This is a genomic window from Microbacterium sp. 2FI (genome assembly GCF_005502885.1).
Classification (GTDB): domain Bacteria; phylum Actinomycetota; class Actinomycetes; order Actinomycetales; family Microbacteriaceae; genus Microbacterium.
In genome coordinates this window covers 1-23,651 of the sequence record NZ_SCMR01000024.1, presented here as the reverse complement: position 1 = coordinate 23,651, position 23,651 = coordinate 1, and the positions used below count along the sequence as shown (strand labels likewise).

The following is a 23,651-nucleotide window of genomic DNA, read 5'->3' as shown; positions in this document are numbered from 1 at the left end:
ATCCTGGGTGTCTCGACACGCGCCCGCATGGGCGAAGACACGCGACGACGCGCGAGGAGACCGCATGTCCGCTGGCCCTGTCCTTTCCCTCTCGACGGGAGCTGTGCGCGGTGTGAGCGAGGCGGGCATCGACCGCTTCCTCGGCATCCCGTACGCGGCCCCGCCCGTCGGTGAGCGGCGCTTACTGCCACCGGCCCCGGTGGAGGGGTGGGAGGGGGAGAGGGATGCCGCAGCCTTCGGCGCTACCGCGCCGCAGGCGCCGTACCCGCCGGCGATGGCGGTGTACCTGCCGACGGTCGAGATCCCGGGCGACGACTTCCTGACGGCGAACGTGTGGGCGCCCGCCGACCGCGCAGACGACGCGTCGTTGCCGGTGCTGGTGTTCGTGCACGGCGGCGCGCTCACTCGTGGTGCCGCGGCGCTCGCGGCCTACGACGGGGTCTCGTTCGCACGCCACGGCATCGTCTACGTGTCGATCCAGTACCGCCTGGGGCAGGAGGGCTTCGCGGTGATCGACGGCGTGCCGCAGAACCTCGGCGTGCTCGACCAGGAGGCGGCGCTGCGCTGGGTGCGGCGGGAGATCGCCGCGTTCGGCGGTGACGCCGAGCGTGTCACGGTGATGGGGCACTCTGCCGGTGCGAACAGTCTGACCGCTCTGCTGGCACTCCCGCACGCGAAGGAGCTGTTCGACCGGGCGATCCTCCAGAGCGGACCCCTGGTCGCCCAGCCGCCGAAGAAGGCGGGCCGCATGAGCCGCGCGATCGCGAAGCGGCTCGGTATCCCGCCGACCCGCGGCGCATTCGCTGCCGCGCCGGCAGCCGACCTCGTCGCCGCGCACGCCGCGATCGCGGCGGCGGGATCACCCCTCGGCACCGGACCCTCGGTCGCCCTCGCGATCGGGGGCGACGCGGTGCCCCGCAATCCGCTCGACGCACTGCGGGAGGGCGAGGGGCGCGGCATCCCGGTGCTCATCGGGTCCACGAGTGAGGAGTACCGCCTCTGGTTCGTGCCCACGCGCGCGCTCGACCGCATTTCGAACATCACGCTCACCGGAGCCCGCCTCGCGGCCGGCGTGCCCGCCCGGATCGTCACGGCGCACCGCGCGCGGCGGCCCGGTGCGGCACCCGGCGAGATCCTCGGCGAAATCGTGACCGATCTGCTCCTGCGCGCTCCGATCACGCGGTTCGCCGACAGCCGCGCGTCCGACGGCGGCTCTCCGACGTGGGTGTACGAGTTCCGGTGGCAGAGCCCGGTGGGCGGGCTCGGCGCCGCGCACGGCATGGAGCTCGGCTTCGTCTTCGACCACCTCGACTCGCCCGACGCGATCGCGCTCGGCGGCAATGAGGCGCCGCAGTCGCTCGCCGCAGCCATGCACCGGGCTTGGGTGGCGTTCGTCGTGGACGGCGACCCCGGCTGGGAGCGCTGGACGGCCCGCCGGCCGGTGCAGGCCTTCGACGCCGACGGCGGCCGGATCGACTATGCGCCGCGGCAGGACGAGCTGGACGGGCTGCCCGACCGGTAGCGGTGCTCAGCCGGCGACGCGGATCTGGAAGCCCGCCTCGCCCCACGTCGCCTCGAGCGTGCCCGACGCGGGCAGCTCGATGGCATCGCAGCCGGTGATTCGGGTGCCGACGTCGCCCGGCCAGTAGCAGACGGCATACTCGGCCGGCGCGACCTGAAGGCGGAAGCCGCCGTCGCCGTCGATCGGGGACGCCGTGCCGCCGAGCTCGGTCACGTCGTCTTCGCTCAGCTGCAGGGCCATGTGGAACCACTCCTGCGGATCGGCGATCGGATGCTCCGCGGCGAGGTCCCAGAACGGGCCATTCATCGCGGCGATCGGGATGACCGCCAGCCCGCCGCCGCCGACTGCGGCGTCACCCGGCTGGCCCGCGACATCCGACGTCGCGGACATCTGTCCGACGAGTCCGGCCGGGGCGCCTGCGCAGCCGGCCATGAGGGTGACCGTGCCGAGCACGGTGACGGCCAGGGCGCGGCGCATGCCCGCGACGGTAGCAGTTTCCGACGGCGGGGCAGTGCGGGAATAACCTGGAGGTGCCCACGTTGCATGAGATACATTCATTTGCATAGATTCGTCCGATGTGGAGAACCCACGACGACGCAGAAGCGGAGAAGGATCGTGAGCGAGAGCACCACGTGGCCCGGGATGCAGTTCGGAATCTTCACGGTGAGCGACATCACCGAAGACCCGACGACAGGGACCACCCCCAGCGAGGCGGAGAAGATCCGCAACACCATCACGGTGGCCAAGCACGCCGAAGAGGTCGGCCTCGACGTCTTCGCCCTGGGCGAGCACCACAACCCGCCGTTCTGGTCGTCCTCGCCCACCACGACGCTCGCCTACATCGCCGCGCAGACCGAGCGCCTCGTGCTCTCGACCGCAACCACCCTCATCACGACGAACGACCCGGTGAAGATCGCCGAGGACTTCGCGATGCTCCAGCACGTTTCGGGGGGCCGTGTCGACCTCATGCTCGGGCGCGGCAACACCGGCCCGGTGTACCCGTGGTTCGGCAAGGACATCCGCCAGGGACTCCCGCTCGCCATCGAGAGCTACAACCTGCTCCACCGTCTGTGGCGTGAAGACGTCGTCGACTGGGAAGGCCAGTTCCGCACCGCGCTGCAGGGCTTCACCTCCACGCCTCGCCCGCTCGACGGAGTCGCACCCTTCGTGTGGCACGGCTCGATCCGCACCCCCGAGATCGCCGAGCAGGCTGCGTACTACGGGGACGGGTTCTTCGCGAACAACATCTTCTGGCCCAAGGAGCACTACCAGCGCCTGATCGCGCTCTACCGCCAGCGCTACGCGCACTACGGTCACGGCACGCCCGAGCAGGCGATCGTCGGTCTCGGCGGCCAGGTGTTCATGGCGGCGAAGTCGCAGGACGCGGTGCGCGAGTTCCGCCCGTACTTCGACAACGCCCCGGTCTACGGTCACGGGCCGTCGCTCGAGGACTTCAGCGAGATGACCCCGCTCACTGTCGGTTCGCCGCAGCAGGTCATCGACCGCTACGCCTCGATGCGCGACTACTACGGCGACTACCAGCGCCAGCTGTTCCTCATCGATCACGCGGGCCTTCCGCTGAAGACGGTGCTCGAGCAGCTCGACATCCTGGGCGGCGAGGTCGTCCCGGTGCTCCGCAAGGAGCTCGCGCAGAACCGCCCCGCCGACGTGCCCGACGCGCCCACCCACGCGAACCTCGTGGCGGCGGCAGGCGGAGCGCGCGATGCGCGCCCCAACGCGAACCGCGGCGACAACCTCACCGGCGGATCGCCGTACCAGGACACCGCGGCTGCGGCCGGCTCGGCCTTCGGCGCAGCGGCGACGCGGACGGGGGCTTGAAATGGCCACGGCATCCGCTCGTCGTATCGCCGTCATCTCGGCGGGGCTCTCCAATCCCTCGTCGACGCGTCTGCTCGCCGACCGACTCGCCGCGGCGACCGCGAAGCAGCTCGCCGAACGCGAGATCGAGGTCGAGGTCGACGTGTTCGAGCTGCGCGACTACGCGCACGACATCACGAACAACCTGCTCACCGGGTTCGCACCGCCCGCTCTCGAGTCGATGGTCAACGCCGTCGTCTCCGCCGACGCCGTGATCGCGGTGACCCCGATCTTCTCGACGAGCTACTCAGGGCTGTTCAAGTCCTTCATCGACGTGCTCGACCCCGATGCCCTCACGGGCAAGCCCGTGCTCATCGGCGCGAACGCCGGCACCGCACGCCACTCGCTCGCGATCGACTACGCGATCCGGCCGCTGTTCACCTACCTCCACGCCGAGCCGGTCTCGACCGGCGTGTTCGCGGCGTCGAGCGACTGGGGCGGCGCGGGCGACCAGGTCGCTCCTCTCGGCGAGCGCGTCGAGCGCGGCGCCCGCGAACTCGCAGAGGCGATCGCGCGGCGCGAGCCCGCGAAGAGCGACGACCCCTTCGATCCTGCGAACTATCTCGGCGACGGGCGCTCGTTCGGGCACCTGCTGGGCGGTCTCGCGGGGGAGTAGGCGTGAGCCCCGGATCACCGCCCTGATAGCGTCGGGACCACGGAGTCGCTTCGGCCCCCGATGAGGGAAGAAGGCGTTCCATGGCTTCTCAGGTTCCGCTGGTGCTGGGCGTGGTCGGTGCATCGCGCAAGCCCGACGAGCGACGCGTGCCGCTGCATCCGGGTCACCTCGACCGGATCCCCGACGCGCTTCGCCCGCACGTGCTCCTCGAGACCGGGTACGGCGAGCGGTTCGGGGCTTCCGATGAAGAACTGCGTCCCCTCGTCGGCGGCATCCTGGACCGCCCCGAGCTGATCGCCGCCGCAGACGTGCTGCTGCTGCCCAAGCCCCAGCACGAGGACCTGCGCGAGATGCGCGACGGTCAGACGCTGTGGGGGTGGCCGCACCTCGTGCAGGACGCCGAGATGACCCAGATCGCCCTCGACAAGCGACTGAGCGTCATCGCATTCGAGGCGATGAACCACTGGGGCAGCGACGGCGCCTTCGGGCTGCACGTCTTCCACATGAACAACGAGATCGCGGGATACTGCTCGGTGCTTCACGCACTGCAGCTGTGCGGATCGACCGGCGACTACGGACGCCGGCTCACTGCCGTCGTGATCGGGTTCGGAGCCACCGCCCGCGGCGCCGTCACCGCGCTGCGAGCGCACGGTGTGCATGAGGTGCGCGTCCTCACGAACCGCAGAACCGCATCGGTGGCGTCCCCGATTCACGCCGTGCAGATGATCCAGTTCGACCACGACGGGCCGTATCTGAGCGAAGTCATCACCGACGACGGGCGGGTGCCTCTCGCGCCCTTCCTCGCCGAGAGCGACATCGTCGTGAACTGCACCCTTCAGGACCCCAATCGGCCGCTGCTCTACCTCAAGACCGGCGACCTCTCCGCCTTTCGTCCGGGAAGCCTGATCGTGGACGTGTCATGCGACGAGGGAATGGGGTTCGACTGGGCGCGCCCGACGAGCTTCGCCGACCCGATGTTCACGGTCGGCGGCAGCATCAACTACTACGCGGTCGACCACAGTCCGTCGTACCTGTGGAACTCCGCGAGCTGGGAGATCAGCGAGGCGCTGCTCGGCTTCCTTCCGACCGTCATGGCGGGGTCGGACGCCTGGGCGGCCGACGAAACCCTCGCGCGCGCGATCGAAGTCGCAGGCGGCGAGGTGCGCAACCCTGCGATCCTCGAGTTCCAGGACCGGCTGCCCGAGAGTCCGTACCTGATCGTCGCCCGCTAGAGACGGATGTCGGAGGGGCCGTCGAGCTCATTCCATTCGCCGGCGAGGGCTCGTTCGGCCGACATGACGTCGGCGTCGGCGAGAGCGCCGAAGTCCACTCCCGCGAGCAGCTCGATGTCGGCGATCGGCACCTGGAACGTCCGGTAGGTGCCCAGGGGCGGAGTCGCGAACGCTCCGTCGGTCGTGTCGAGAAGGTCGGACTGGTCGAGCACGAACCCGGCGGCCGCGAGGTCCGGCATCCCGTCGTCTGGGGTCGTCACCCAAGCGACGACCTTGAAGAAGCGACGAGGGATGCCGATGCCGCGGTACTGGGGATCGCCGCTGTCCAGCACCGGTGCCGTGAAGACGCTCACGCGCTGGTCTGTGGCGTCGGCGTAGGCGAGCACGTGGTCTTCGAGGCCGAGCCACAGATCCTTCGACTGGTTGAAGACGTTCACCTGCGGCGCGGCATTCGTGTAGAAGAACGTCGCCTCGGTCGCCGCGCGAGCTTCCGCCTCGGTGCCCCAGCCCGGATCGCGGCGCCGAACGAGATGCCCGCGGTCGAGGTCGTTGCGAGCGTAGATCGCGGCGCCTGTCTGCTCGTCGGCCGGGATGCGCGGATCCAGGTCCCAGTCGCCGGTGCGCGGCAGGTCCTGAAGCGCCCCGCCGTCGATGTTCACGCCTGTCATCGCGGCGAGGCGGCGAGTCGCATCGAGCAGCACCGTGAAACGCGGGTAGGGCAACTCGCGCAGCTGCGCGCCGCCGACCGGTCGTGGAAGGGGGAGGGGGATGCTGAGGAAGCCTGCGTCGTACCCGGTCCAGTTCTCGTCTGCCACGGGTCCATCCTGGCGTGCCCCGCCGACGGTGCGGGGCGGGTGTGCGCGTTCCACGCAGGAGATGTGGCCTTGCACAGGAGGAATCCGGCCCCCAGGCTCCTGCAGGGGCTCAGGGCTCCTGTCGAGGACTCGCCCAGCCCGCCGAGCGAGGACGGTGTCGATCGCGAGGCCGGACCCCACCGCGAGCACCACCGAAACGACCACGGCGACGACCGGCCCGCCTGGAAGGATGGCCGCCACCGCCGCGCCGATGAGCGCCTGATAAGCCGCCCACGCGAGTGCGGCGAGGCAGGCGATCGCGAGATAGCGCGGCGCGCGGATCCCCGTGGCCCCGGCTGTGAGATTCACCGCGAGGCGCGCGAAGGGGATGAACCGCGCCGTGAACAGCACGACCGCGGCGCGGCGCTCGAGCCGCGCGCGCGACCACGCGAACGCGGTGCGAACGCGCGACGCGCGCATCCACCGCCACCGCTCGAGGCCGACCGTGCGGCCCACGAGGTAGCACGCGGCGTCGCCGGTCACTGCGGCGACGGCCGCGACCGCTATCACCGCGCCGACGGGGGGCTCGCCCTGCGTCACTGCGAGCGCGCCGTATGCCGTGACGGCCGCCTCGCCGGGAACGACGACGAGGAACGCGTCGCCCAGAACGAGGACGAACAACAGCGGCAGCGCCCACATGTTCCCCGACACGCCGATCAGCAGATCCTCGATCACCGCCCCCTTCTAGCCGTCCGCGATGAACGGCGACCGAACAGGGCACGTACGGTTACCTCGCGCAGTGCATCGGGTGAACACTTGCGTCAGAACGCCGGTTCACGGCATCCCGATCCGCGTATCGCATCACGCTGGAGCCGTGAGAATCGCATTGCTCGCCGAATCGTTCCTGCCCCACATGAACGGAGTGACGGGGTCGGTGCTCCAGGTCCTCCGACATCTCGCCGCACACGGTCACGACACGCTCGTCATCGCTCCCCGCACAGGCGGCGTCACGGCCGACCTCCCTGACGCACGAACCGAGCTCCTGACTTCGGTGCCGCTGCCCGGCTATCCCCAGGTGCGGGTCGTGTTCGCCCGAGCGGCGCGGATCGCCGCGATCCTGCGTGAATTCGATCCCGCGGTCGTCCACCTCGCCTCGCCGTTCGTGCTGGGCTGGCAGGGTGTGGCGGCTGCGGACGCGCTGCGGATTCCCTCCGTCGCCGTCTACCAGACCGACGTCGTCGCATACGCGCAGCGGTACGGGATGCCGCAGGCATCCGTCGCCGTGGGGCGCCACGTCGCACGCCTTCATCGCCGCGCCACTCTGACCCTCGCGCCGTCGACCGCCTCGATGCGCCAGCTGGAGGCGCTCGGAATCGACCGGCTGCGACGCTGGGGACGGGGGGTCGACGGCATCCGATTCACGCCGAGTCGTCGCAACGAGTACTGGCGGGCGCAGATCGCGCCGGGGGAGACCCTCATCGGCTACGTGGGGCGGCTCGCGCCCGAGAAGCAGGTCGAGGACCTCGTGGGAATCGCGGATCTCCCGGGCACGCGACTCGTGATCGTCGGCGACGGCCCCGCGCGGCACGACCTCGAGCGCATGCTGCCCGGAGCCGTCTTCACGGGCCACCTCGGTGGCATCGCGCTCGCCGAGACGCTCGCGAGCCTCGACGTGTTCGTGCATCCCGGCGAGAGCGAGACGTTCGGGCAGACGATCCAGGAGGCGCTCGCCAGCGGTGTCCCGGTCGTCGCGACCGGCATCGGCGGGCCGGTGGACCTGGTGCGGTCGAGCATCGACGGCTGGCTCTACCGGCCGGGCGATCTCCGCGAGATGCGCGAGCGCGTGATCGACCTCGTCGGCGACGAGAGCAAGCGACGAGCGTTTGCGGCATCCGCAGCCGAGTCCGTCCGAGGTCGGACGTGGGAGGCGCTGTGTCGTGAACTCGTCGGTCACTACGAGGATGCGCGCACTCTGCGCCCGATCGATGATGCGCTGCGCCACCGTGCCGCCATCCGACCGGGGGCGCCGTCCATGTCGCCCGCCGTGCGGCCTCGTTGGACGCGGTACGTCGCGCTCGGCGACTCGCTCACCGAGGGGCTCTGCGACACCTCCCGTATGCCGGCGGGGCAGTACCGGGGGTGGGCGGACCGCCTGGCGCAGCTGCTCGCACACGAGGCAGCCGCTTCGGAGCCGTTCCGCTACGCGAACCTGGCCCTGCGCAGCCGCCGAGTGAGTCACCTCGTCGAGCAGCAGCTTCCGCAGGCGGTTGCACTCCGCCCCGACCTCGTGTCGATCCTGATCGGGGCCAACGATCTCGTCGGCCGCCGCGTCGACATCGGCGCTGTCGCGGCAGAGCTCGAGGCAGCCGTCCGGGCGCTTCGCGCCGCTCGCATCGACGTGCTTCTGGTCACGCCGTTCCTGCCGCGGCGGCGCGCAGCCGTGCTGCTGCAGCGCAGATTCGCCGTGTTCGCATCTGAGCTGCGGCGGATCGCCGCCGACACGGGAGCGACCCTGCTCGACCTCGAGGCGCTCCCAGCGATCGGTGACGTCGAACTGTGGGCGCCCGACCGCGTTCACCTGCGATCGCGGGGGCACCGGTTTCTTGCCTATCGCGCCGCCGACGCGCTCGGCGTTCCCGACGCGGAGGCGCTGGGCGGACTGGATGCAGCACTCCACGCCGACGACGACCCCGATGCGACGGGCACGTGGCTCGGCCGCGACGTCCTGCCCTGGATCTGGCGTCGACTCCAGGGCCGCACCGCAGGTGACGGCCGGGCCCCGAAGCACAGCGGGTACGTCGTGATCGGCGGGCGCGGCGACGCAAACGTCGACGTGCGGACGCCGTAGGCGATCAGACCGTGTCGCGCCAGCTGTACTCCGACTCGGGTCGTCCCGGGCTCCCGTAGCGGGGCGCGCGGGCAGCTCTGCCCGATTCGACGAGGTGCTCGAGGTAGCGGCGCGCCGCTACCCGCGACATCCCGAGCCGCTGCGCGGCCTCGCCAGCCGACACGGGGGCGTGCGTGCGGACGTCATCGGTCACGCGTGCCAGCGTCTCGGCCGACAGGCCCTTGGGCAGCGCGACCGCGACGGCGGGACGCAGGGCGCCGAGCAGCGCATCGATCTCGGACTGCGTGGCCGATCCCGCCGACTCGGCGGCGCGTCGTCGATACTCGCGGTACTGCTCCATCCGCTCCGCGAACATCGAGTACGCGAACGGCTTCACGAGGTACTGGGCCACCCCGAGGCCCGCCATCTGACGCACGACGTCGGCGTCTCGAACGCCGGTGATGGCGATGACGTCGACCGTGGAGCCCCGCGCCCGCACGTGGCGGAGCACGTCGAGGCCCGTGCCGTCGGGCATCGTGATGTCCAGCAGCACCAGGTCGATGTCGCCGCCGCGTTCGATCACGGCCGAGATCGCGGCGCGCGCGCCGGTGCATTCGGCGATGACGCGAAAGCCCTCGAGCCGCTCGACGTACGTGCGGTGCAGTTCGAGGGTCAGCGCGTCGTCGTCGACGAGCAGCACGCCGATCACGGCCGCCTCGCCGGCAGGGTCGCGGCGAAAGTGGTCGGCGGTTGCGAGAAACGGATGCCGCCGCCGGTGCTCTGCACGATCGACCGCACGAGGGCGAGCCCCACGCCGCGGCCGTCCGCGTCGGCGGGCTTGGTCGAGAAGCCGTGCTCGAAGATCCGCTCGCGCAGCTCCTCCGCCACGCCGCCGCCGCTGTCGGCGACCTCGATCCGCAGCATCCCGTCGTCCGTCGGGGCGAAGGTCACCCGAACCCAGCGGGGCGCGTCGCCGGCCGCCGCAGCGTCGAGCGCATTGTCGATCAGGTTGCCGACGACCGAGACCGCATCGACGGGGGAGAGGATGCTGCGCGGTGCGGCCGGATCGATGTCGGCGGTCCAGTCGACCCCGCGCTCGCGGGCCTGAGCCGCCTTTCCGAGCAGCAGCGCACCCACCGTCGGGTCGCCGTCGCGGCGGGCGGCGACCTGGTCCACGAGCGCCTGGCTCTGCCGCGACGTCTCGGTCAGGATCTCGATCGCCTCGCGTGTACGGCCGAGTTCCAGCAGCGACACCGCCGTGTGCATGCGGTTGCCGTGCTCGTGGGTCTGCGCCCGCAGTGCCTCACCCAGAGTGCGGACGGACTCGTACGAGGCGACGGCATCGCGGATGCTGCCTGCCGGCAGGTCGCCCGCGACGAGGCGTGTGGTCCGGCGGGCCAGCATCGCGCCGATGAGGCCTGCCGTGAGCACCGCGAGGGCGATGGCGAGGATGAACGGCAGCCGCGGGACGATGTCGGAGGCGATGCTCCCGACGGTGACGCCGACCGACACCCACCCGACGAGGTCGCCGGAGGGGGCGTCGATCGGCACGATCGTCCGCACCGACGGCCCCAGCGTGCCGGTGAACTCCTCGGTCACGATGACGGCGTCGGCGGGGATCGTGCCGATGTAGGGCCGACCGATCTCGGCGGGGTCGCGGTGGGTGACCCGCACCCCGTCGGGCGTCATGATCGTCACGAAGTCGACGTTCGCACCGGCCATCACCTCCTCGGCGACGGGCTGCAGGCGATCGGACGCGCCCGCGCCCGAGAGCGATTCGGCCACCTCGGGCATCGCGGCGAGCGAGGACGCCACCGCGCGGGTCACCTCCTCTGCCTCGGTGCGGGCTGCGCGCTGAGCGTCGAGAACGAGCAATCCCGCCAGTACCGCGACGAGCGCGGCGACCGAGACCGCCACCACGACGAAGACACGCGACGCGGCGCTGGAGAGCCGGGTGCGCTCGGTCATGTGTCCTCCTCGACAGGATGCCGCGGCATCCACCTGCGACCAATACGACCACAACTCGCCCTCGGAGAGGCAGCACCGCACGCTGGGGATCGCACCGGGGTGAGTCCCGGCGGCATCGGACAACGACCGTTCACCCCCATGGAGGCGATGATGGCTCTCTCGACCCGGACGACTTCGTTCACACTTCCCGGCTTCAACAGGTTCCGCGGCAAGCAGGCCTGGGACAAGCACACGTGGCTCTACATGGCGGTGATCCTCGCCGTCGTGCTCGGGGCCGCCGTCGGCCTCATCTGGCCCGAGGTCGGCGTCGCGCTGAAGCCCCTCGGCGAGGCGTTCGTCGGACTCATCAAGATGATGATCGCGCCGATCATCTTCTGCACGATCGTGGTCGGCGTCGGCTCGATCGCAAAGGCGGCCACTGTCGGGAAGATCGGAGGGCTCGCGCTCCTGTATTTCATGGTGATGTCGACCTTCGCCCTCGCCATCGGTCTGGTCGTGGGCAACCTCCTCCACCCGGGCGAGGGGCTGAACATGGCGAACTCGACCTACGAGGCCACCGCCGAGGCGAAGACGACGCAGGAGTTCATCCTCGGGATCATCCCGACGACGTTCTTCTCGGCGTTCACGGGCGAGAGCGTGCTGCAGGTGCTGTTCATCGCGCTGCTCGTCGGGTTCGCGCTGCAGCAGATGGGCGACAAGGGCCAGCCGATCATGAACGCGGTGAAGCACCTGCAGGCGCTCGTCTTCCGCATCCTCGGCATGATCCTGTGGCTCGCGCCGATCGGCGCATTCGGCGCGATCGCCGCCGTCGTCGGCAACACCGGCGTCGCGGCCATCTGGGCGCTGGGCACGCTCATGATCGCGTTCTACATCACGTGCGTGATCTTCATGGTGGGGGTCCTCGGCACGCTGCTCTACGCCGTCACCCGCGTGAACATCTTCAGCCTCGTGAAGTACCTCGCCCGTGAGTACCTGCTGATCGTCGGCACGTCGTCCTCCGAGTCCGCCCTGCCCCGCCTGATCGCGAAGATGGAGCACCTCGGCGTCTCGAAGCCGGTCGTGGGCATCACCGTTCCCACCGGGTACTCGTTCAACCTCGACGGCACCGCGATCTATCTGACGATGGCGTCGCTGTTCATCGCGAGCGGCATGGGCGCTCCGATGGCGATCGGCGAGCAGATCGGGCTGCTCGTCTTCATGATCATCGCGTCGAAGGGCGCGGCCGGCGTGACCGGCGCTGGGCTGGCGACGCTCGCCGGAGGGCTGCAGGCCTACCGTCCCGATCTCGTCAACGGCGTCGGGGTGATCGTCGGCATCGACCGGTTCATGTCGGAGGGGCGAGCGCTCACGAACTTCACGGGCAACGCCGTCGCGACGGTGCTGATCGGCTCGTGGACCAAGGAGTTCGATGCCGCTCGCGCTCGCCGCGTGCTCGCGGGCGAGCTGCCGTTCGACGAGACGACGCTGTCGGGGCACGACCACGACGGCATGTCGGACTCGCCGGATGCCGTGGGCGTCGACGGGCTCGAAGAGGCCGCCGTCGCCGAGGCGGAGGCCAAGGAGACCCGCGCGCGGGAGCGCGCGGCTGTGCTGAGCCGCTGACCTCGGGGCGGTTGCAGAGGGGTCCGTCCGCTCGCGCGGACGGGCCCTCAGCCGCTCTTGCGGCGGAACTCCCGCTTGGTCACGGCGCCGTGGGTGCCGTGGACTGCGGAATCGCCGTCCAGGTGCGACTCGCCCTCGCGGTGCTGGGCGTTCTTCTTCTCGAGTGCTTCCTTGAACTTGCGCTTCATCTCATCGGACGCTGCGCCCGCCGGCTTCTCGTCGGTGCTCATTGGTCCAGCCTAGGCGCGAGATGCCCAACCCGCCAGCGATGGGCACTGTCCAGGCCTCGCTGGTAGGCTGGATCGGGTTGCCTTCGGGCATCCGCTCAAATTCAACATGAGCTCAACGGAGCAGGCCGGCAGGAAGCTGGTCTCCTGTGGTGGATTCCTCGTCGCGCAGCGCGCCGGGTGATCTTCTACTGGTGGCCAGCGCCGGTGTCATCGCGGGTGTTCCCGCGCGCCGAAACTGCCTGTTCCCTGCTCCTTCGAATGACCCTCGCCCGGCACACGGCCGGACGAGGCTAAACAAAGAAGGAGAGACCTCTTGGAAGGTCCTGAAATCACCGCCGCCGAAGCCGTCCTCGACAACGGACGCTTCGGCACCCGCACGATCCGGTTCGAGACCGGTCGTCTCGCGCAGCAGGCGCAGGGCGCCGTCGCCGCGTACCTCGACGAGGAGACGATGCTCCTCTCGGCCACCAGCGCCGGCAAGCACCCGCGCGAAGGCTTCGACTTCTTCCCGCTGACCGTCGACGTCGAAGAGCGCTCGTACGCCGCGGGCAAGATCCCCGGCTCGTTCTTCCGTCGCGAGGGCCGTCCCTCCACCGAGGCGATCCTCGTGTGCCGTCTCATCGACCGCCCGCTGCGCCCGTCGTTCGTCGACGGCCTCCGCAACGAGGTCCAGATCGTCGTCACCGTGCTGTCGATCGCACCCGGCGAGTTCTACGACGCGCTCGCGATCAACGCAGCATCCCTGTCGACCCAGATCTCGGGTCTGCCGTTCTCGGGTCCGATCGCCGGTGTCCGCCTCGCGCTCATCCCCGGCCACGGCGACAACGCCGACCAGTGGATCGCGTTCCCGACCGTCACGCAGCTCGAAGAGGCCGTGTTCGACCTCATCGTCGCCGGCCGCGTCATCACCGACGCCGACGGCAACGACGATGTCGCGATCATGATGGTCGAGGCCGAGGCCACCGAGGGTTCGTGGAACCTCATCAAGGGCGGCGCCGTCAAGCCCAACGAGCAGGTCGTGGCCGAAGGCCTCGAGGCCTCGAAGCCCTTCCTGAAGCAGCTCGTCGCCGCGCAGAACGTCGTCGCGAACTCCGCGGCGAAGGAGATCAAGGAGTTCCCGGTCTTCCTGCCCTACAGCCAGGAGACCTACGACTTCGTCGCGCACCGCGCGTACGACAAGCTCGTCCCGATCTACCAGATCGCCGACAAGCAGGCCCGCCAGAACGCCGACGACGAGCTGAAGGATGCCGTCAAGGCAGAGCTTCTGGCCGCCGTCGAGTCGGGCGAGCTGCAGGCTGTCGCGACGCTCGAGTTCTCTGCGGCGTACAAGTCGGTCACGAAGAAGATCGTGCGCGGTCGCATCCTCGCCGAGGGCGTCCGCATGGACGGCCGCGGCCTGGCCGACATCCGTCCGCTCGATGCCGAGGTGCAGGTCATCCCGCGCGTCCACGGCTCGGCGATCTTCCAGCGCGGCGAGACCCAGATCCTGGGCGTCACCACGCTGAACATGCTCAAGATGGAGCAGCAGATCGACTCGCTGTCGCCCGTCACGCACAAGCGGTACATGCACCACTACAACTTCCCGCCCTACTCGACCGGTGAGACCGGCCGTGTCGGCAGCCCGAAGCGTCGCGAGATCGGGCACGGCTTCCTCGCCGAGCGCGCGCTCGTGCCGGTGCTGCCCAGCCGCGAGGAGTTCCCGTACGCGATCCGCCAGGTGTCCGAGGCTCTCGGCTCCAACGGCTCGACGTCGATGGGCTCGGTGTGCGCCTCGACCCTGTCGCTCCTCAACGCCGGCGTGCCGCTGCGCGCTCCGGTCGCGGGCATCGCGATGGGCCTGGTCACCGACGAGGTCGACGGTCAGACCCGTTACGCCGCACTGACCGACATCCTGGGCGCTGAGGACGCGCTCGGCGATATGGACTTCAAGGTCGCCGGAACCAGCGAGTTCGTCACCGCGATCCAGCTCGACACGAAGCTCGACGGCATCCCGTCGTCGGTGCTGACCGCCGCGCTGCAGCAGGCGCACGAGGCGCGCCTCACGATCCTGAACGTGCTGACCTCGGCGATCGACGGTCCGGACGAGATGGCTCCGACCGCGCCGCGCGTGATCAGCGTCCAGATCCCCGTCGACAAGATCGGCGAGCTGATCGGCCCCAAGGGCAAGACGATCAACGCGATCCAGGACGAGACCGGAGCGCAGATCTCCATCGAGGAGGACGGCACCGTCTACATCGGGGCGACCGACGGCCCCGCGGCCGAGGCCGCCCGCGCCCAGGTCAACGCGATCGCGAACCCGACCAACCCCGAGGTCGGCGAGCAGTTCCTCGGCACCGTCGTGAAGATCGCGACGTTCGGCGCGTTCATCTCGCTGCTCCCCGGCAAGGACGGACTGCTGCACGTCAGCGAAGTCCGCAAGCTCGCCGGCGGCAAGCGGGTCGAGAACGTCGAGGACGTGCTCTCGGTCGGTCAGAAGATCCTCGTGAAGATCACGAAGATCGACGACCGCGGCAAGCTGTCGCTCGAGCCGGTGGTCGAAGAGGCCGCCGACCAGGAGGGTCGCGCCGCGGCCAGCGAAGGTCCTGAGGGCCCTGCTGAAGGCTGATCCCTCTCGGGTATGAGCCCGAAGCTTGTCCGGATGCCCGTCGACCTCCCGTGCGGAGGCGGCGGGCATCCGCCGTATCGCCCCATATTTCCGGCTCATGTCCCCCGAATGGGGGACATGGGAGCGCAACCGCGCCGTCCCGTGATGAAAGCGTTATGCAATGTTTACCGACAGGTTGCCGCAGTGAACGGTGCCGTGTCCGGTCTGCCATAACCTGTGAGTACGCGCCGGGGGGTGCGTAAAGGCGATCACGAAGATCTCTGAGAAGAGTCGTCGTGAGGGGGTGGCACATGGCTTTTTTCGGCGTTGACGCGACGCTTGCATCGGCGAGCGCGGATGCAGCGGCCGCCGCGCCGCGCCCGCCTCACCCGTCTGCTCCGATTCCCGTGCAGGGCCCGCCGATCGGCAAGGGCGTGCGCGTCCCGCTCGGCGACGGCGTTCCCGAGGTGTTCCCCCTGATCCTCGGCGGCGCGGAGTTCGGCTGGAACGTCGATCTCGAATCGAGCCACGAGATCCTCGACGCGTATGTCGAGCTCGGCGGAAACATCGTTCACACCGCCGACGGGTACTCCGGCGGCCGCAGCGAGCACATCATCGGCCAGTGGCTCACCTCGCGCGGGCTGCGCGACGACGTCGTGCTGGCCGATCGCATCGGCGCGAACGCCGACAACCCGGGTCTCGGCCCCGTCAATCTCGTCCGCGCCGTCGAGGCATCGCTCGCGCGCCTGCGCACCGATCGCATCGACGTCCTCTACCTCGATGCCGTCGCCGACTCCCTGACCGCACTCGAAGACACGCTCGCGACGGCGGAATGGCTCGTCGAAGCCGGCAAGGTGCGCGCGGTCGGCGCGGCCGGCTATACGGCTGCTCAGCTCGTCGAGGCTCGTATCTTCGCCTCGGCCGGCTTCCCGCGCATCACGGTGCTCGATGTGCCGTTCAATGTGCTCCGACGCCACGAGTTCGACGCCGACCTGCGCCTCGTCGCCGGTGCACAGGGCATCGCGGTGACGCCGTCGCACGCGCTCGAGCACGGCTTCCTCGCCGGGCGCCATCGCTCGCGGACCCGCGGCAGCCTCTCGGTGCGCGGCGCGCAGATCGCCGCGAACCTCAACCGTCGCGGCAGTCGCACCCTGCGGGCCCTCGATGCGGTCGGCGCCGAGCTCGGCGTGCCCGATGCCGCTGTCGCCGTCGCGTGGCTGCTCGCGCAGAAGCTCGTGGCCGCCCCGATCGTGAACGCCTACGCACCGCAGCATGTCGAAGAGCTCGTGCAGGGCGTCGGCGTGCGTCTCAGCCGTGCCCAGCTCGCAGACATCGCGCGCGCGTCGGAGTGACGGCGACCCCGGCAGCCGACGCTCGGTGACGTAGGGTGGATGGGTGCCCCGACGGGCACGTCAGACCCCCGACGGAGTGAGCTGCGTGACGCACTACATCTATCTCGTGCGGCACGGTGAGCATCAGGATGCCGAGCACGGTCTCGTCGACGGGCCGCTGTCACCGCGCGGTCGCCGGCAGGCCGCCCTTCTCGCCGATCGCCTGTCAGGCGTCCCGTTCGACAACGTGTGGCATTCGCCGCTCGAGCGGGCCAGCCAGACCGCGCGAGCCGTCGCCGAGCGCATGCCGTCGGTCTCGCCCGAGCCGTCGGCGCTGCTGTTCGACTGCGTGCCGACCGGCATGACGGAAGAGACCCCCGCCGTTTTCGAGCCGTTCTTCGGCTCGGTGACCGAGGCCGAGATCGAAGCCGGCAGCGCCCAGATGGCCGATGCCGTGAGCGAATTCCTCGTGCGCAAGCGCGGCGAGGTGCACGATCTGCTGATCACACACAACTTCGTGATCGCGTGGTTCGTGCGCGAGGTGCTGCAGGCCCCGGACTGGCGCTGGATGACGCTCAATCAGGCGCACTGCGGCCTCACCGTCATCGCCCAGAAGCAGGGCCGGCCGTGGACGTTGCTCTCGCACAACGACATGGCGCACCTTCCGGTCGAGCTGCGCACGGGCCTCCCCGAGACCTACCCGGTCTGACCCAGCGGCTTCGAGTACCACCGCGTCGCGTTCGCGTTGTCGTTGTACGGCTCGATGCCGACGAATCCCGAGCTGGCGTACAGCGCGCCGGCCGCCTCGAGCGAGTGATGCGTGTCGAGCACCAGCTCCTTCGCTCCCAGTGCTCGCGCACGGGCTTCGAGCTCGTCGAGCAGCATCCGTCCCCACCCCCTGCCCCGCGTCTCGGGGGCGAGGTAGAGATGCTTCACCTCATAGCGGATGCCGCGCGGCCCCGGCTCGATGAGCCGGATGCCGCCGCAGCCGACGGGAAGACCCTCATCGTCGTCGACGACGAGGAAGACACCGGCCGGCGGCACGAAGATCGACGGCTCGGGGAAGCGCGTCGTGTAGACGACGTTCTGATGCGCGAAGCCGAGTTCGCGCGAGTGGAAGTACGCGGTGAGGAGAGCGCGGGCGTCGGGGGCGTCGACGGGGGCTTCACGGAGGGCGACCACGAACACCAGCGTAGGCCGCGCGAGCGCCCCGCCTAGGATGGACGCCATGACGACGCGTGTGGCCATCGTGGGTGGGACGGGAAAGCTCGGGGGGATCATCCGCGACGTGGTGAACCACGAAGAGGGGTACATCGTCTCGGCGACCCTCTCGTCGCGTTCGGAGTTCTCCGAGCTCGACGGCGCCGACCTCGTGATCGACGCGTCGACGCCCGCGGTCTCGATCGACGTCGTCCGCGCCGCAGTGGAGCGCGGCATCAACGTGCTCGTCGGCACGTCGGGCTGGTCGGCCGAGCGCATCGCGCTCGTGCGCCCGCTCGTCGACGCCGCCGGAACCGGTGCCGTCTTCATCCCCAACTTCTCGCTCGGCTCTGTCCTCGGCTCGGCGCTCGCCGCCGTCGCCGCGCCGTTCTTCCCGTCGATCGAGATCGTCGAGGCTCACCGCGAGACGAAGATCGATTCGCCCAGCGGCACCGCCGTCCGCACCGCCGAGCTGATCGCGGCCGCCCGCGCCGAGGCGGGGCCGGTCGAGTCGCCGCATGTCGACCAGCGAGCGCGCGGCCAGCAGGTCGCGAGCGTGCCGATCCACTCCCTGCGCCGACCCGGAGTCGTCGCGCGGCAGGAGACCATCCTCGCGGGGGCGGGGGAGTCCCTCACGATCGTCCACGACACGATCGAGCCCGCACTGGCCTACGGGCCCGGCATCCGTCTCGCCCTCGCCGCCGCCCGAGACGCGCGGGGCGTCGTCGTCGGCCTCGACAGCTTCCTCGACATCGGCATCCGTCGCCCCGGTTCCCGCGCGGGCGAGTCCCGCCCGGTCGACGAGGGCGGAGTTCCCGGCCAGGTGGCGCGGACGACGGGGGCATGAGCGCACGCATCGGCGTCGCCGTCATGGCGGTCGCGCTCGCGCTGTACATCGTGCTCGTCGCGCAGCGCGCGTGGCTGCTGCTGACCAGCGGCGACCCGGTCGGGATCGCGATGGGTGTCGCGCTCGTCGTGCTCCCCGTCATCGCCGTGTGGGCCCTGGGGCGAGAGCTGTGGTTCGGCGTCCGCGCGCAGCGGCTCGGCAAGCGGCTCGAGGCGGACGGCGCGCTGCCCGAGGACGAGGTCGCGGTCCGGGTGAGCGGGCGCGTCGTGCGCGAGGATGCGGATGCCGTCTTCCCCGTCTACCGTGCGGACGTCGAAGCCCACCCTGACGACTGGCGGGCGTGGTACCGGCTCGGACTCGCGTACGACGCTGCCGGCGACCGCCGCCGGGCGCGTGAGGCGGTTCGCAACGCGATCCGCCTCGAGGGCGCGGACCCGGCCTAGGGGGCCTTGTCGCCGGCGGGCACGGCCGCAGCCACGGCATCCTCGACCGTCGGATGCTCGAACGAGAAGCCTGATTGCTCGAGCGCGTCGGGCACGACGTGCATGTCGGAGGTGAGAATCGCCTCGGTGGCATCCGAGCCGAGGGCGAGCTTCATGCCCCACACCGGTGCGCGCAACGCGAACGGCCGGTTCATCCGCACCGCGAGCGCGAACCCGAGGTCGTTCGCGGTGGCCCGGGTCGGGCCGGAGAGATTGACAGGTCCGGTCAGCCCCTGGTCGATGACGTGTCGGATCGCGCGGATCTCGTCCTCGAGCGATATCCACGGCCAGATCTGAGTGCCCCTTCCGATCGGTCCGCTCACGCCGAGCTTCGTCAGCAGCAGCAGGGGCTTGAGCACTCCGTCGCGATGGACGATCGGCGCGGTGCGCAGGAGCGCGACGCGCGCGTCGTCGCCGGCGCCGTGCGCGGCCGACTCCCACTCGCCGCAGAGATCGGCGAGGAACGAGTCGCCGCGCGGCGCGCCTTCGGTGAGCCGGGCACCCGGCGCCGAGCCGTAGTACCCGACGGCCGACGATGAGACGAAAACGGGGGCGTCTGCGCCGAGCGCCCGCACCGCACGCGCGATCGCCCGCGTCGGGGTGATGCGCGACCACAGCAGCGTCTCCTTGTACGACGCCGTCCAGGGGAAGCGGCCGATGCTCGCGCCGTTCAGCCCGACCACGGCATCGGCGCCGGCGAGAACGTCGGGATCGAGCGGTGCGGCATCCGTCAGCCATTCGACCTCGTCGGGCGCTTCCGCGGGGCGGCGCACGAGGGTCGTCACCGTGACGCCGTCGGCGCGCAGGCTGTCGGCGAGAGCGGACCCGATGAGTCCCGAGGCGCCTGCGATCACCACATGACGGATGCCGCCGGCCGAACCCTCGGGATCAGGCAAGCGTCGCCTCGAGGGTGATCTCGACTCCCGCGAGCGCCTGCGAGACCGGGCAGCCGGTCTTGGCGCCCTGGGCGAGACGCTCGAACTCCTCGGGGTCGAGCCCCGGCACGGTGGCGTTGACGTTGAGGTGGCTTCCGGTGATCCCGGTGCCCGGCTTGAACGTGACCGACGCGGTCGTGTCGATCGACTCCGGGGGAGTGCCGTTCTCTGCCAGGGCATGCGAGAGCGCCATGCTGAAGCACGACGCGTGGGCGGCCGCGATGAGCTCTTCCGGCGTCGTCACCGAGGTCGAGCCCTCGCTGCGGGCCTTCCAGTTGACCTCGAAGGTGCCCAGGCCCGACGAGACGAAAGTCACCTCACCGGATCCGTCGATGAGGCCGCCCTGCCAGACGGTGGTGGCTTCGCTCGTGACGGTCATGGGGGCCTCCCTTTCGGCGGGCGCCCGCGTGCCGGGCGCCTTCGCGGTCAGCCTAACGGCGACCGGCGCCGCGGCGCGACGGGTTGACAGCTCCGGGTCGGGACCGGATCAGGCTGCCGCGGGACGCTCGCGGCCGACGAGCCCGGCGCGTTGCAGCAGGAGGTACAGCTGGCACCCGAGGCACAGGCCGAAGGCGGCGTTGAGGAATGCCGCGATGAACGCCATCGCCGCGGCGATGGGCAGCGCCCACGGCACGCCCAGCAGGTGCAGGACGAGGCCGATCGCTGTCACGAAGAGTCCGACACCCTGCGCGAAGCGCGGCGGGCGCGGGTCTTCGAGCTCGGTCGGCAGGTCAAGGCGCGGCTGGACGAGCGTGCGGTAAAGCACGCCCCACGGCGCGGTGCGCGGCGAGAGGACGCTCCACAGGAACAGCAGGGCGAGCGCGAGCAGCAACAGGAACGCGGGGTCGAGGAAGCGCTCGACGATCGTCGCGGACGTCAGTGCCCAGCCGCCGGCGACCTGTGCGGTCGCAAGGCCCGTGAGGCCGAGGAACACGTCGACCAGCAGCAAGAGCGCTGTGATGCCCGCGGCGAAGCGGGGGCCGCGCGGGTCGATGCCGCGCGGGGGAGTGTGCGAACGATCAGACAACGGCGGTCTCCCCGGAGAGGCGATTCAGTTCGAGTTCGAGCACGTCTCTGCTCGGCGTGCCGCCGAACCGCGTCTGAACGACGCCGTTGCGGTCGAGCACGAGTGTCGTCGGCGTCTGGAGCACGTGGAAGTGCTTGGCGATGTCAGGTCGATAGGTGAGGTCGACGTCGAGGTGCCGCACCCCGTCGCGTCCGTCGGCGATGGCCGCGAGAGTGCGGTGGACGCCGGGGCAGCGAGAGCACAACTCGGTGCTGAACTGCAGGAGCGTGGCCACTTCGCCGAGCGAATCGGCACCCAGACGGTGGGGCTCGACGACCTCGTGAGGGATGTGTCGCTGCGGGCGGGATTGACGCCACCGCAGGTAAACGCCGACGCCGACGGTGACCGCGAGGAGCGCGGCCAGGGCGACGAGGGCTCCGACGAGGTTCACAACTGACCAGCGTATCCGCTTTCACCTGAATGGAACCCGGATGCGCCTTGTATGACGGCGGCCGCGTAACAATCCCGGTGTCGCCCGGCGCGGGTATCGTGGCAGCCGTGACCACGGCGATCCCCACCCCCTACGAGGACCTCCTGCGCGACGTTCTCGAGCACGGCACCCACAAGGACGATCGCACCGGCACCGGGACGACGAGCGCCTTCGGTCGCCAGATCCGCTTCGACCTGTCGCAGGGCTTCCCCCTCATCACGACGAAGCGCGTGCACTTCAAATCCATCGCCTATGAGCTCCTGTGGTTCCTTCGCGGCGAGTCGAATGTGCGATGGCTTCAGGAGCACGGCGTCACGATCTGGGACGAGTGGGCGGATGCAGACGGCGAGCTGGGCCCGGTCTACGGCGTGCAGTGGCGATCGTGGCCGACGCCCGACGGTGCTCACATCGACCAGATCTCCCAGGTCCTCGACCAGATCCGGGCGAACCCCGACTCGCGGCGCCTGCTGGTGTCGGCATGGAATCCGGCCGACATCCCCGACATGGCGCTGGCGCCGTGCCACGCGATGTTCCAGTTCTACGTCGCCGACGGCAGGCTCTCGTGCCAGCTCTACCAGCGCAGCGCCGATCTCTTCCTGGGCGTCCCCTTCAACATCGCGTCCTACGCGCTGCTGACCCTCATGGTCGCCCAGCAGGCGGGGCTCGAGCCGGGCGACTTCGTCTGGACGGGTGGTGACTGCCACATCTACGACAACCATGTCGAGCAGGTGCGCGAGCAGCTCACGCGCGACCCGTACCCGTACCCCACCTTCCGCTTCGCGCGGAAGCCCGCGTCGATCTTCGACTACGCCTACGAGGACTTCGTCATCGAGGACTACCAGCACCACCCCGCGATCCGCGGCGCGGTCGCGGTATGACGGCCCGCATCGGACTCGTCTGGGCCGAGGCGCACGGCGGTGTGATCGGCGCCGCGGGCGGCATGCCGTGGCACGTTCCCGAAGACCTCGCTCACTTCAAGCAGGTCACGAGCGGGTCGCCGGTGGTCATGGGGCGAAAGACATGGGAGTCCCTGCCCGAGCGGTTCCGCCCGCTGCCTGGGCGGCGCAACATCGTCGTGACCCGTTCGCAGCAGTGGTCGGCGGACGGCGCGGAGCGTGCGGGGTCGCTCGACAGTGCGCTTTCGGCCGCCGACGGGGATGCCGAGTGGGTCTGGGTGATCGGGGGCGGTGAGCTCTTCCGTGAGTCGATCGCCCTCGCCGATCGACTCGAGGTGACCGAGCTCGATACCGATGTCGACGGCGACGCCTTCGCCCCGCCCCGGGGTTCCTGGCAGGTCACGACAACCGACCCGGTCGAGGGCTGGCACACCTCGCGCAGCGGCATCCGCTATCGATTCCTGACCCTCGTCCCGTCGTCGTAGGCTGGCGCGCATGACCACGGCGCTGATCACCGGAGCGAGCTCAGGACTCGGAGCGGAGTACGCGCGGCAGCTGGCCGCGCGCGGGGCGGATCTGGTCCTCGTCGCGCGGGATCGCGATGCGCTCGAAGACCTCGCGACCACCCTGCGTGCGCGGTACCGCGTCGAGGTCGCGGTGCTCGCGGCGGACCTGCTCAAACCCCGGCACCGGGCGAGGGTCGAACGGCGCATCGCCGACCCCGACCAGCCGATCGAGGTCCTCGTCAACAACGCCGGGTTCGGGCTGCCGCTCGCGTTCGAGCGCAATGACATCGACGACGAGGTGCGCCACCTCGACCTCCACGTCGAGGTGCCGATGCGTCTGACGCATGCTGCGCTCCCCGGCATGCTCGCCCGCGGTCACGGGCGGATCGTCAACGTCGCCTCGGTCGCGGGCTTCATGCCGCGGTCGACGTACGGCGCGTGCAAGGGCTGGCTGATCAGCTTCAGTCGCTGGGCGAACGGGCGCTACGGACCGAAGGGTGTGACCGTGACGGCGGTGTGCCCGGGCTTCACCCACACGAACTTCCACGAGCGCGCGGGGCTGCCGCCCGGCCAGGAGGGTGTCGCCGACTGGATGTGGCTCGACGCCTCCGACGTCGTGCGCGAGTCGCTGCACGACGTCGCACGCGGCCGAGCGGTGTCGATCCCGTCGGGGAAGTACAAGCTGCTCGTCGCGTTCGCCCGCAT

General features: G+C 70.2%; 24 protein-coding genes. 14 read left to right on the top strand and 10 right to left on the bottom strand.

The features are described from left to right. The first annotated feature begins 64 nt into the window (after positions 1-64). Positions 65-1,522, top strand: coding sequence for a carboxylesterase family protein (locus tag FFS15_RS15925; protein ID WP_137846031.1), 1,458 nt, complete (start codon positions 65-67; stop codon positions 1,520-1,522). Positions 1,523-1,528: 6 nt separating this feature from the next. On the opposite strand, the gene FFS15_RS15920 is transcribed toward FFS15_RS15925, so the two are convergent. Then, a complete protein-coding gene (locus tag FFS15_RS15920; RefSeq protein WP_137846030.1) occupies positions 1,529-1,999 on the bottom strand; it encodes a hypothetical protein in 471 nt (156 codons plus the stop codon). A gap of 165 nt (positions 2,000-2,164) precedes the next feature. On the opposite strand from FFS15_RS15920, the gene FFS15_RS15915 reads away from it, so the two are divergent. The 3 genes from FFS15_RS15915 to FFS15_RS15905 all read left to right on the top strand — a co-directional run bounded on the left by FFS15_RS15915 (position 2,165) and on the right by FFS15_RS15905 (position 5,248). Then, positions 2,165-3,361, top strand: coding sequence for an LLM class flavin-dependent oxidoreductase (locus FFS15_RS15915; protein WP_137846069.1), 1,197 nt, complete (start codon positions 2,165-2,167; stop codon positions 3,359-3,361). 1 nt (position 3,362) lies between these two features. Continuing rightward, complete coding sequence (locus FFS15_RS15910) at positions 3,363-4,016, top strand: FMN reductase (RefSeq protein ID WP_137846029.1); 654 nt, start codon at positions 3,363-3,365, stop codon at positions 4,014-4,016. Positions 4,017-4,096: 80 nt separating this feature from the next. Beyond that, a complete protein-coding gene (locus FFS15_RS15905; protein WP_137846028.1) occupies positions 4,097-5,248 on the top strand; it encodes a N(5)-(carboxyethyl)ornithine synthase in 1,152 nt (383 codons plus the stop codon). Here the strand turns inward: FFS15_RS15905 and FFS15_RS18980 are convergent. Then, positions 5,245-6,777 carry a DNA/RNA non-specific endonuclease gene (locus FFS15_RS18980; protein ID WP_349290467.1) on the bottom strand — a complete coding sequence of 511 codons (1,533 nt, stop codon included), beginning with the start codon at positions 6,775-6,777 and terminating at the stop codon, positions 5,245-5,247. The genes FFS15_RS15905 and FFS15_RS18980 overlap by 4 nt on opposite strands. A gap of 139 nt (positions 6,778-6,916) precedes the next feature. On the opposite strand from FFS15_RS18980, the gene FFS15_RS15890 reads away from it, so the two are divergent. Then, complete coding sequence (locus FFS15_RS15890) at positions 6,917-8,890, top strand: GDSL-type esterase/lipase family protein (RefSeq protein ID WP_137846027.1); 1,974 nt, start codon at positions 6,917-6,919, stop codon at positions 8,888-8,890. Between the two features lie 4 nt (positions 8,891-8,894). Here FFS15_RS15890 and FFS15_RS15885 read toward each other — a convergent pair whose 3' ends face one another. Both FFS15_RS15885 and FFS15_RS15880 read right to left on the bottom strand, forming a co-directional pair. After that, entirely contained in the window at positions 8,895-9,578 is a 684-nt protein-coding gene (locus FFS15_RS15885; protein WP_137846026.1) for a response regulator, read from the bottom strand. Continuing rightward, positions 9,575-10,837, bottom strand: a complete 1,263-nt coding sequence (locus tag FFS15_RS15880) for an ATP-binding protein (RefSeq protein WP_137846025.1) — start codon at positions 10,835-10,837, stop codon at positions 9,575-9,577. Before FFS15_RS15880 ends, FFS15_RS15885 begins: the two co-directional genes overlap by 4 nt. 150 nt (positions 10,838-10,987) lie before the next feature. Between FFS15_RS15880 and FFS15_RS15875 the strand changes: the two genes are divergently transcribed. Next, positions 10,988-12,439 carry a cation:dicarboxylase symporter family transporter gene (locus FFS15_RS15875; protein WP_137846024.1) on the top strand — a complete coding sequence of 484 codons (1,452 nt, stop codon included), beginning with the start codon at positions 10,988-10,990 and terminating at the stop codon, positions 12,437-12,439. 47 nt (positions 12,440-12,486) lie between these two features. Here the strand turns inward: FFS15_RS15875 and FFS15_RS15870 are convergent, their stop codons facing one another. After that, complete coding sequence (locus FFS15_RS15870; protein WP_055967939.1) at positions 12,487-12,669, bottom strand: DUF5302 domain-containing protein; 183 nt, start codon at positions 12,667-12,669, stop codon at positions 12,487-12,489. A 313-nt stretch (positions 12,670-12,982) separates the two neighbouring features. Here FFS15_RS15870 and FFS15_RS15865 point away from each other — a divergent pair, with 313 nt between their 5' ends. The 3 genes from FFS15_RS15865 (at position 12,983) to FFS15_RS15855 (ending at position 17,293) form a co-directional block, all read left to right on the top strand. After that, complete coding sequence (locus FFS15_RS15865) at positions 12,983-15,274, top strand: polyribonucleotide nucleotidyltransferase (RefSeq protein WP_137846023.1); 2,292 nt, start codon at positions 12,983-12,985, stop codon at positions 15,272-15,274. A gap of 290 nt (positions 15,275-15,564) precedes the next feature. Next, positions 15,565-16,605, top strand: coding sequence for an aldo/keto reductase (locus FFS15_RS15860; protein ID WP_137846022.1), 1,041 nt, complete (start codon positions 15,565-15,567; stop codon positions 16,603-16,605). An 85-nt stretch (positions 16,606-16,690) separates the two neighbouring features. Next, positions 16,691-17,293: a histidine phosphatase family protein gene (locus tag FFS15_RS15855; protein ID WP_137846021.1), complete on the top strand. Its 603-nt coding sequence runs from the start codon at positions 16,691-16,693 to the stop codon at positions 17,291-17,293. Here the strand turns inward: FFS15_RS15855 and FFS15_RS15850 are convergent. Then, positions 17,281-17,814, bottom strand: coding sequence for a GNAT family N-acetyltransferase (locus FFS15_RS15850; RefSeq protein WP_137846020.1), 534 nt, complete (start codon positions 17,812-17,814; stop codon positions 17,281-17,283). The two genes, FFS15_RS15855 and FFS15_RS15850, sit on opposite strands and share 13 nt — an antisense overlap. Here FFS15_RS15850 and FFS15_RS15845 point away from each other — a divergent pair. Then, positions 17,813-18,631, top strand: a complete 819-nt coding sequence (locus tag FFS15_RS15845) for a dihydrodipicolinate reductase C-terminal domain-containing protein (RefSeq protein ID WP_137846019.1) — start codon at positions 17,813-17,815, stop codon at positions 18,629-18,631. The two genes, FFS15_RS15850 and FFS15_RS15845, sit on opposite strands and share 2 nt — an antisense overlap. Continuing rightward, on the top strand, positions 18,628-19,074 hold the full coding sequence (locus FFS15_RS15840; protein WP_137846018.1) for a hypothetical protein: 447 nt from the start codon (positions 18,628-18,630) through the stop codon (positions 19,072-19,074). Before FFS15_RS15845 ends, FFS15_RS15840 begins: the two co-directional genes overlap by 4 nt. On the opposite strand, the gene FFS15_RS15835 is transcribed toward FFS15_RS15840, so the two are convergent. From FFS15_RS15835 to FFS15_RS15820, 4 genes are all read right to left on the bottom strand, one after another. After that, complete coding sequence (locus tag FFS15_RS15835) at positions 19,071-20,009, bottom strand: TIGR01777 family oxidoreductase (RefSeq protein ID WP_249354126.1); 939 nt, start codon at positions 20,007-20,009, stop codon at positions 19,071-19,073. The genes FFS15_RS15840 and FFS15_RS15835 overlap by 4 nt on opposite strands. Further along, positions 20,002-20,427, bottom strand: coding sequence for an OsmC family protein (locus FFS15_RS15830; protein WP_137846017.1), 426 nt, complete (start codon positions 20,425-20,427; stop codon positions 20,002-20,004). The genes FFS15_RS15835 and FFS15_RS15830 overlap by 8 nt, the downstream gene beginning before the upstream one ends. A 108-nt stretch (positions 20,428-20,535) precedes the next feature. Then, positions 20,536-21,075 (bottom strand): DUF4395 domain-containing protein, encoded by a 540-nt coding sequence (locus FFS15_RS15825; RefSeq protein ID WP_137846016.1) that lies wholly within the window; start codon positions 21,073-21,075, stop codon positions 20,536-20,538. Beyond that, positions 21,068-21,505: a thioredoxin family protein gene (locus tag FFS15_RS15820; protein WP_137846015.1), complete on the bottom strand. Its 438-nt coding sequence runs from the start codon at positions 21,503-21,505 to the stop codon at positions 21,068-21,070. Before FFS15_RS15820 ends, FFS15_RS15825 begins: the two co-directional genes overlap by 8 nt. Positions 21,506-21,612: 107 nt before the next feature. On the opposite strand from FFS15_RS15820, the gene FFS15_RS15815 reads away from it, so the two are divergent. The 3 genes from FFS15_RS15815 to FFS15_RS15805 form a co-directional block, all read left to right on the top strand. Continuing rightward, positions 21,613-22,422 (top strand): thymidylate synthase, encoded by an 810-nt coding sequence (locus FFS15_RS15815; RefSeq protein WP_137846014.1) that lies wholly within the window; start codon positions 21,613-21,615, stop codon positions 22,420-22,422. Next, positions 22,419-22,925 (top strand): dihydrofolate reductase, encoded by a 507-nt coding sequence (locus tag FFS15_RS15810; RefSeq protein WP_137846013.1) that lies wholly within the window; start codon positions 22,419-22,421, stop codon positions 22,923-22,925. The genes FFS15_RS15815 and FFS15_RS15810 overlap by 4 nt, the downstream gene beginning before the upstream one ends. A 10-nt stretch (positions 22,926-22,935) precedes the next feature. Continuing rightward, positions 22,936-23,651, top strand: a 716-nt coding sequence (locus tag FFS15_RS15805) for an SDR family oxidoreductase (protein ID WP_137846012.1), incomplete at its 3' end; no start/stop codon positions are given.

Excerpts from the sequence above, each read along its gene's own strand:
- FFS15_RS15925 (WP_137846031.1), top strand. The coding sequence starts at position 65 with ATGTCCGCTGGCCCTGTCCTTTCCCTCTCGACGGGAGCTGTGCGCGGT.
- FFS15_RS15920 (WP_137846030.1), bottom strand. The coding sequence starts at position 1,999 with ATGCGCCGCGCCCTGGCCGTCACCGTGCTCGGCACGGTCACCCTCATG.
- FFS15_RS15915 (WP_137846069.1), top strand. The coding sequence starts at position 2,165 with ATGCAGTTCGGAATCTTCACGGTGAGCGACATCACCGAAGACCCGACG.
- FFS15_RS15910 (WP_137846029.1), top strand. The coding sequence starts at position 3,363 with ATGGCCACGGCATCCGCTCGTCGTATCGCCGTCATCTCGGCGGGGCTC.
- FFS15_RS15905 (WP_137846028.1), top strand. The coding sequence starts at position 4,097 with ATGGCTTCTCAGGTTCCGCTGGTGCTGGGCGTGGTCGGTGCATCGCGC.
- FFS15_RS15880 (WP_137846025.1), bottom strand. The coding sequence starts at position 10,837 with ATGACCGAGCGCACCCGGCTCTCCAGCGCCGCGTCGCGTGTCTTCGTC.
- FFS15_RS15875 (WP_137846024.1), top strand. The coding sequence starts at position 10,988 with ATGGCTCTCTCGACCCGGACGACTTCGTTCACACTTCCCGGCTTCAAC.
- FFS15_RS15870 (WP_055967939.1), bottom strand. The coding sequence starts at position 12,669 with ATGAGCACCGACGAGAAGCCGGCGGGCGCAGCGTCCGATGAGATGAAG.
- FFS15_RS15860 (WP_137846022.1), top strand. The coding sequence starts at position 15,565 with ATGGCTTTTTTCGGCGTTGACGCGACGCTTGCATCGGCGAGCGCGGAT.
- FFS15_RS15845 (WP_137846019.1), top strand. The coding sequence starts at position 17,813 with ATGACGACGCGTGTGGCCATCGTGGGTGGGACGGGAAAGCTCGGGGGG.
- FFS15_RS15850 (WP_137846020.1), bottom strand. The coding sequence starts at position 17,814 with ATGGCGTCCATCCTAGGCGGGGCGCTCGCGCGGCCTACGCTGGTGTTC.
- FFS15_RS15840 (WP_137846018.1), top strand. The coding sequence starts at position 18,628 with ATGAGCGCACGCATCGGCGTCGCCGTCATGGCGGTCGCGCTCGCGCTG.
- FFS15_RS15830 (WP_137846017.1), bottom strand. The coding sequence starts at position 20,427 with ATGACCGTCACGAGCGAAGCCACCACCGTCTGGCAGGGCGGCCTCATC.
- FFS15_RS15810 (WP_137846013.1), top strand. The coding sequence starts at position 22,419 with ATGACGGCCCGCATCGGACTCGTCTGGGCCGAGGCGCACGGCGGTGTG.